Consider the following 6729-nt stretch of genomic DNA (forward strand, 5'->3'; position numbering starts at 1 on the left):
CCATCAGAGCGGGATCGTGTCGTGCTTGCGCCAGCGGACATCGACCTGCTTGTTGCGCAAGGATGCGAAGGCACGAGCGATGCGGCGACGCGACGAATGCGGCATGATCACTTCGTCGATGAAGCCACGCTCGGCGGCGACGAACGGATTGGCGAAGCGCTCCTCGTATTCTTTGGTGCGCGCGGCAATCTTCTCGGCATCGCCGAGTTCCGAGCGGTAGAGGATCTCGGTTGCGCCCTTGGCGCCCATCACGGCGATCTCGGCGGTCGGCCAGGCATAGTTGACGTCGGCGCCGATGTGCTTGGAGGCCATGACGTCGTAGGCGCCCCCATAGGCCTTGCGGGTGATCAGCGTCACCATTGGCACGGTCGCTTGGCTATAGGCGAAGAGCAGCTTGGCGCCGTGCTTGATGACGCCGCCATACTCCTGCGCCGTGCCAGGCAGGAAGCCGGGCACGTCGACCAACGTCAGGAGCGGGATCGAGAAAGCGTCGCAGAAGCGTACGAAACGCGCGGCCTTGCGCGAGCTGTCGATATCGAGGCAGCCGGCAAGCACCATCGGCTGGTTGGCGACGACGCCGACTGTCTGGCCCTCCATGCGGATGAAGCCGGTGATGATGTTGCGGGCAAAGCTCTGCTGCAGCTCGAAGAAATCACCTTCGTCGGCGAGCGCAAGGATCAGTTCCTTCATGTCGTAGGGCTTGGTGGCGCTATCGGGGATCAGGCTGTCCAAACGCATTTCGAGCCGCGCCGGGTCGTCGTGGAAGGGACGGACCGGCGGCTTCTCTCGGTTGTTGAGCGGCAGGAAATCGAAGAGCAGGCGCACATGCTCAAGCGTTTCGATGTCGTTCTCGTAGGCTGCGTCGGCGACGGAGGACTTTTTCGTGTGCGTGCCCGCACCGCCGAGTTCTTCGGCCGTGACGATCTCGTTGGTCACGGTCTTTACGACGTCGGGCCCGGTCACGAACATGTAGGACGAGTCACGCACCATGAAGATGAAGTCGGTCATGGCCGGCGAATAGACGGCGCCGCCAGCGCAGGGCCCCATGATGACCGAGATCTGCGGGATGACGCCCGAGGCTTCGGCATTGCGGCGGAAGACCTCGGCATAGCCGGCAAGGGAGGCCACGCCTTCCTGGATGCGGGCGCCGCCCGAGTCGTTGAGGCCGATGACCGGCGCGCCGTTGCGTACAGCCATATCCATGATCTTGCAGATCTTCTGCGCATGCGTTTCCGACAGCGAACCGCCGAGCACCGTAAAGTCCTGGGAGAAGACATAGACCTGGCGGCCATTGATTGTGCCCCAGCCGGTGACGACGCCGTCGCCCGCGACCTTCTGGCCTTCCATGCCGAAGTCGACGCAGCGGTGCGTGACGTACATGTCGTATTCTTCGAAGGAGCCTTCATCGAGCAGCACCTCGATGCGTTCGCGCGCCGTCAGCTTGCCTTTGCCGTGCTGGGCATCGATCCGCCGCTGGCCGCCGCCGGCTCTTGCTTCCGCCCTGCGGGCTTCGACCTGTTCTAGTATGGCGCGCATGGTGCCCTCCCGATTTTTTGATGCCCGGCTTTTTCAACGATTGTGCAGAGGCGCTTCGAGCTTCGCAATAGCGTCGAAGACGGCATGGAAAAACGTCTCTTTATGTGCAAATGTGAAATAGATTATTTTGTGAAACGTAAATTGCAAAGTTGCAAACATGGCGATCGGCAAGCTCTACATCGGCCGCAAGGTCCGGGAACTGCGGGAAGCGAACAAGGCGACGCAAGGTCAGTTCGCTGAACGCATCGGTATTTCCACTAGCTATCTCAACCAGATCGAAAACAACCAGCGGCCGGTTTCGGCGGCGGTGCTTTTGGCGCTCGCCGAAAAATTCCAGATCGACATCTCCGAGCTTTCGACCGGGGAGGGCGATCGCCTGCTTTCGGCGCTCTCCGAAGCGCTCAGCGACCCCCTGTTCGAGACCTATTCGGCGAGCCTGCAGGAGCTGAAGCTCGTTGCCCAGAACGCGCCAGGCCTGGCGCATGCGCTGATCACCTGCCACCAGGCCTACCGCCGCAACAGCGAACAGCTTGCGAGCATCGACGACACCATCGGCCGCGGCGGCCCCTTCGTCGAAACGACGCCCTATGAGGAAGTGCGCGACTTTTTCCATTTCGTCGACAACTACATCCACGAGATTGATATACTCGCGGAGCGGCTGGTGAGCGAACTCGGGCTCGGCGAAGGCGACAATCATGCAGCGCTTGCAAGCTATCTGGAGCAACGACATGGCGTCCGTGTTGTGCGCGGTAATGCCGGCGACGAGGCGATCCGTCGCTTCGATCCGCGTGCCCGTATCCTGACGCTCAATCCTTACGCGCCGCCAGCGACGCGCGACTTTCAGATCGCCCTGCAGATCGCCCAGCTTCATGCCCGCGAGGAGATCGACCGGGTGGCCGGCAGCGCCGGTTTCCGCACGGAAGAGGCCTATGAGATCTGTCGCATCGGCCTGCAGAACTATTTCGCCGGTGCGCTCATCTTGCCCTATCAGGCGTTCTCAAAAGCCGCCCGCGACTTGCGGCACGATATCGAGCTGCTCGCCGCCCGTTTCGGCGCCTCATTGGAGCAGGTCTGTCACCGCCTTTCGACCCTGCAGCGACCGGGGCAGAAGGGCATTCCGATCTTCTTTGCCCGCATCGATCGCGCCGGCAACATCACCAAGCGCCATAGCGCCGCGAAGCTGCAATTCGCCCGCTTCGGTGCCGCCTGTCCGCTCTGGAACGTGCACCAGGCCTTCGAGACTCCGGGCAGAATCATCCGGCAACTCGCCGAAACGCCTGACGGCGTGCGCTACCTCTGTCTCGCCACCCAGATCACCAAGGGTGGCGGTGGTTTCCGCGCCGCGCAGCCGCGTTATGCGCTGGCGCTCGGCTGCGAGATCTCCTACGCCGATGCTTTCGTCTATGCCGACGACATGGATCTCGGCAACCGCGCCGCCTTCGACCCGATCGGTATTTCCTGTCGCATCTGCGAGCGCACGAAATGCGCCAGCCGCGCCGTACCGCCATTGAAGCGTCGCCTGATTGTGGATCATGACTTACGCGGCGCTCTGCCTTATCGTCTAAGTGAGAACTGATTGGGCTTGTCTGTTCATTTTTGAACAGACCCTGTGAGAAGTTGCATATGGGCCTGCCGGAGGTTTGGTGTAACTAGGCCCTAATTGCTCGACTATGCGGTCAGGGAGGACATGCATATGGATTTTCGCCTGTCGGAGGAACAGGAGGCCATTCGTCAGATGGCGCTCGATTTCGCCCGCGACGAGATTGCCCCTCACGCGATCGACTGGGATCAGCAGAAGCATTTTCCGGTCGACACGTTGCGCGGCGCCGCCGCACTCGGCATGGCCGGCATCTACGTCCGTGACGATGTCGGCGGCACGGGCCTGACCCGGCTAGACGCTGCGATCATCATCGAGGCGTTGGCGACCGGCTGCCCCGCCGTCGCCTCCTTCATGTCGATCCACAATATGTGCGCCGGCATGATCGACCGTTATGGCACCGACGAGCAGCGCCAGCGGCTGCTGCCCAAGCTTTTGACTATGGACGTGCTCGCGAGCTACTGCCTGACCGAGCCCGGTTCCGGTTCGGATGCGGCGGCGCTGAAGACAAAGGCGGTCAAGGAAGGCGACAGCTATGTGCTGACCGGCCAGAAACAGTTCATCTCCGGCGCCGGTGAATCCGGCCTCTATGTGATCATGGCGCGCACCGGCGAAGACGGCCCCAAGGGGATCTCGACCTTCATCGTCGAGAAGGATGCGCCGGGCCTGACCTTCGGCGCCAACGAGAAGAAGATGGGCTGGCACGTGCAGCCGACCCGCGCCGTCATGCTCGACGGCGTGCGCGTACCCGCTGAAAATCGCCTCGGCGGCGAAGGCGACGGCTTCAAGATCGCCATGGGCGGGCTCGATGGCGGTCGCTTGAACATCGCCGCCGCGTCGCTCGGCGGTGCTCAATCGGCCTTCGAAAGGGCGCTGGCCTACGTTCAGGAGCGGCGCGCCTTTGGCAAGGCGATCGGCGAATTCCAGGCGCTACAGTTCCGTCTCGCCGACATGGCGACCGATCTCGAAATCGCCCGCACTTTCCTTTGGCGTGCCGCTTCGGCGCTCGATGCGGGCGACCCGGAAGCGACGAAGCTCTGCGCCATGGCCAAGCGCTTCGTCACCGACCGCTGCTTCGCCGTCGCCAACGACGCGCTGCAGCTTCATGGCGGCTATGGCTATCTCGCCGATTATGGCGTCGAGAAGATTGTCAGGGACCTTCGGGTGCACCAGATCCTGGAAGGCACCAACGAGATCATGCGCCTCATCGTGGCGCGTTCGCTTATCGGCCGGAAATAGGCCAGAAACGGGAAAGACCGCTCATGGAAATGCAGACGCCAGCACCGGAAGTGATCGTCGAGCGCCAGGGCGCGGTCGGCCGGATCCGGTTGAACCGCACGCGCGCGCTGAACAGCCTCAACGTGCCGATGATCCGGTTAATCGCGGCGGCCCTGACCGAATTCGAGAACGATCCGGCGGTCGCTGCCGTGCTTGTCACCGGCGAGGGCGAGCGCGGGCTTTGCGCCGGCGGTGATATCCGAATGATCTATGAGAGCGGCCGCGAGCGCCCGGAGGAGGGCGCCCAGTTCTGGCGCGAGGAGTTCGTCGTCAACAGCCGCATCTCCGGCTACCGTAGGCCCTATATCGCCATCATGGACGGCATCGTCATGGGCGGTGGCGTCGGAGTCTCCGCCCACGGCAGCCATAGGATCGTTACCGAGCGCACCAGGCTTGCAATGCCCGAAACCGGCATCGGCTACTTCCCGGATGTCGGGGCCACCTGGCTTTTGCCGAAGGCGCCCGGTGAATTCGGCACCTATCTCGGTCTCACCGGCCGGGACATCCTTGCTGCCGACGCGATCCTTGCGCGGCTCGCGGACAGTTTTGTCGCTGCGGACAAGCTGGAAGCCTTGATCGCTGATCTCGCCGCACTTGCGCCGAGCGCGGGCAGCGCGGATGTCGACGGCGTGATTGCCAAGCATGCCTCGGAAGCTCCGGCAACGCCGCTTCAAGGCCATCTTGCCCTGATTGACCGTTGCTTTGCCTTCGATACGATCGAAGAGATCCTAGCGGCGCTCGAAGCCGATGGTTCCGATTTTGCCAGGGAGACGCTCGCGCTCTTGAACTCCCGTTCCGCGCTCAGCATGAAGCTGACGCTCGATCTCCTGCGCGCCGGCCGCCGCAGTGCTTCGCTGAACGAATGCCTTGAGCGCGAATACTCCGCGACGCTCGGCATGCTCGCCAATCCCGATTTCTACGAGGGCGTGCGTGCCGCAGTGATCGACAAGGACCGCAATCCGAAATGGTCGGTTGGACTTGCCGACGTGACGCCCGATAGGCTCGCGCGATTTGCGCGCAAAGATCACCCGCCACTGTTCTAGCGCCTGAGGATGGGGCGCAGTTCGGTTTTGGCCGAGTTTCAATGCGAGGAGGAATGACATGACGAAGATCGCCTTTATCGGGCTCGGCAATATGGGCGGTCCGATGGCCGCCAATCTGGTGAAGGCGGGACACGCGGTCACAGGCTTCGACCTGTCTGAGGCTTCGCGCAACGCCGCGGCGAAGACCGGCGTTTCCGTCGCCGGCTCGATAGCACATGCGGTGCGCGGTGCTGAATGCGTCATCACCATGCTGCCGGCCGGCGCCCATGTCCTCTACGTCTGGGATGAACTTCTCGGCTTCGTCGATCCGGGCACGCTCCTGATCGACAGTTCGACGATAGACGTCGATAGCGCCCGGAAAGCTCATATGCTCGCCGAAAAGATCGGCTGCCCCTCGCTCGACGCACCGGTTTCCGGTGGCACCGGTGGTGCTGCGGCTGGCACCTTGACCTTCATGGTCGGCGGCAGCGACGAGGCTTTTTCGCGCGGCAAGCCGCTGCTCGACGCCATGGGCAAGAAAATCGTTCATTGCGGAGGAGGGGGCGCCGGTCAGGCGGCGAAGATCTGCAACAACATGATCCTCGGCATTTCCATGGCCGGCGTCTGCGAAGCTTTCGTGCTGGCCGAGCGTCTCGGCCTGTCGCACCAGGCACTGTTTGACGTGGCTTCTACGTCGTCCGGCCAGTGCTGGTCGCTGACGACCTATTGCCCGGTGCCGGGGCCGGTTCCGACCTCGCCCGCCAACAACGAGTATAAGCCGGGCTTTGCCGCAAGTCTGATGCTGAAGGACCTGAAGCTGTCGCAGCAGGCCGCTTCCGCAGCCGGTGCGACGACGCCGATGGGTGCGCAGGCCGCGCAGCTCTATTCGATGTTCGAGAAACTCGGCCACGGCGGTGAGGATTTTTCGGCGCTGATCCGTCTGTTGCGCGGGAACGACGAGGCCAAGGCCGGTTAATTCATCCCGTGCCGATCGATTTCCGCCCGTTTACGCGGGCGGAAAGTGGCCGCTGCTGCCTGTGGATAGAAATAGCGTTTAATTTCAATTGGTTGTGAGATTTGTGTCGGACCCATGAAAATCCCTGTTGACGTCTGCGAGGATGGGGGTCTATAAGCCCGATCACTGACGAGGGCGGCGGCGCTGCTGGCGACGACGACCTTCGCTCTAGAGTTTCCTGGTTGGCTTGGTGCTGATTGAGGGGTTCGGGACGAGAGTTCTGGGCTTTGTGGGAACGGTTTGACGGACGGTGCGTTCGTCGGTTTTTTGACAATTGAATA

General features: G+C 62.5%; 6 protein-coding genes. 4 read left to right on the forward strand and 2 right to left on the reverse strand.

The features are described from left to right. Nucleotides 1–3: 3 nt before the first annotated feature. Nucleotides 4–1536, reverse strand: a complete 1533-nt coding sequence (locus ASD01_RS27145; protein ID WP_029742743.1) for an acyl-CoA carboxylase subunit beta — start codon at nucleotides 1534–1536, stop codon at nucleotides 4–6. A gap of 157 nt (nucleotides 1537–1693) precedes the next feature. Here ASD01_RS27145 and ASD01_RS27150 point away from each other — a divergent pair, with 157 nt between their 5' ends. From ASD01_RS27150 to mmsB, 4 genes are all read left to right on the forward strand, one after another. Continuing rightward, the gene (locus ASD01_RS27150; protein WP_060644781.1) at nucleotides 1694–3112 is read left to right on the forward strand and encodes a helix-turn-helix domain-containing protein; all 1419 of its coding nucleotides are present in this window, start codon (nucleotides 1694–1696) and stop codon (nucleotides 3110–3112) included. A gap of 117 nt (nucleotides 3113–3229) precedes the next feature. Further along, nucleotides 3230–4372, forward strand: coding sequence for an isobutyryl-CoA dehydrogenase (locus ASD01_RS27155; protein WP_029742745.1), 1143 nt, complete (start codon nucleotides 3230–3232; stop codon nucleotides 4370–4372). A 23-nt stretch (nucleotides 4373–4395) separates the two neighbouring features. Further along, nucleotides 4396–5454 carry an enoyl-CoA hydratase/isomerase family protein gene (locus ASD01_RS27160; protein ID WP_060644782.1) on the forward strand — a complete coding sequence of 353 codons (1059 nt, stop codon included), beginning with the start codon at nucleotides 4396–4398 and terminating at the stop codon, nucleotides 5452–5454. A gap of 58 nt (nucleotides 5455–5512) precedes the next feature. Beyond that, entirely contained in the window at nucleotides 5513–6409 is an 897-nt protein-coding gene (mmsB, locus tag ASD01_RS27165) for a 3-hydroxyisobutyrate dehydrogenase (protein WP_034800108.1), read from the forward strand. On the opposite strand, the gene ASD01_RS36395 is transcribed toward mmsB, so the two are convergent. Next, nucleotides 6406–6729 (reverse strand): hypothetical protein (locus ASD01_RS36395; RefSeq protein ID WP_210173932.1); only part of this gene is annotated, 324 nt, incomplete at its 5' end. The two genes, mmsB and ASD01_RS36395, sit on opposite strands and share 4 nt — an antisense overlap.

The sequence above is a fragment of the Ensifer sp. Root423 genome (assembly GCF_001426275.1).
GTDB lineage: Bacteria > Pseudomonadota > Alphaproteobacteria > Rhizobiales > Rhizobiaceae > Ensifer > Ensifer adhaerens.

Coding starts and splice junctions, on each gene's coding strand:
- ASD01_RS27160 (WP_060644782.1), top strand. CDS start 4,396: ATGGAAATGCAGACGCCAGCACCGGAAGTGATCGTCGAGCGCCAGGGC.
- ASD01_RS27155 (WP_029742745.1), top strand. CDS start 3,230: ATGGATTTTCGCCTGTCGGAGGAACAGGAGGCCATTCGTCAGATGGCG.
- ASD01_RS27145 (WP_029742743.1), bottom strand. CDS start 1,536: ATGCGCGCCATACTAGAACAGGTCGAAGCCCGCAGGGCGGAAGCAAGA.
- ASD01_RS27150 (WP_060644781.1), top strand. CDS start 1,694: ATGGCGATCGGCAAGCTCTACATCGGCCGCAAGGTCCGGGAACTGCGG.
- mmsB (WP_034800108.1), top strand. CDS start 5,513: ATGACGAAGATCGCCTTTATCGGGCTCGGCAATATGGGCGGTCCGATG.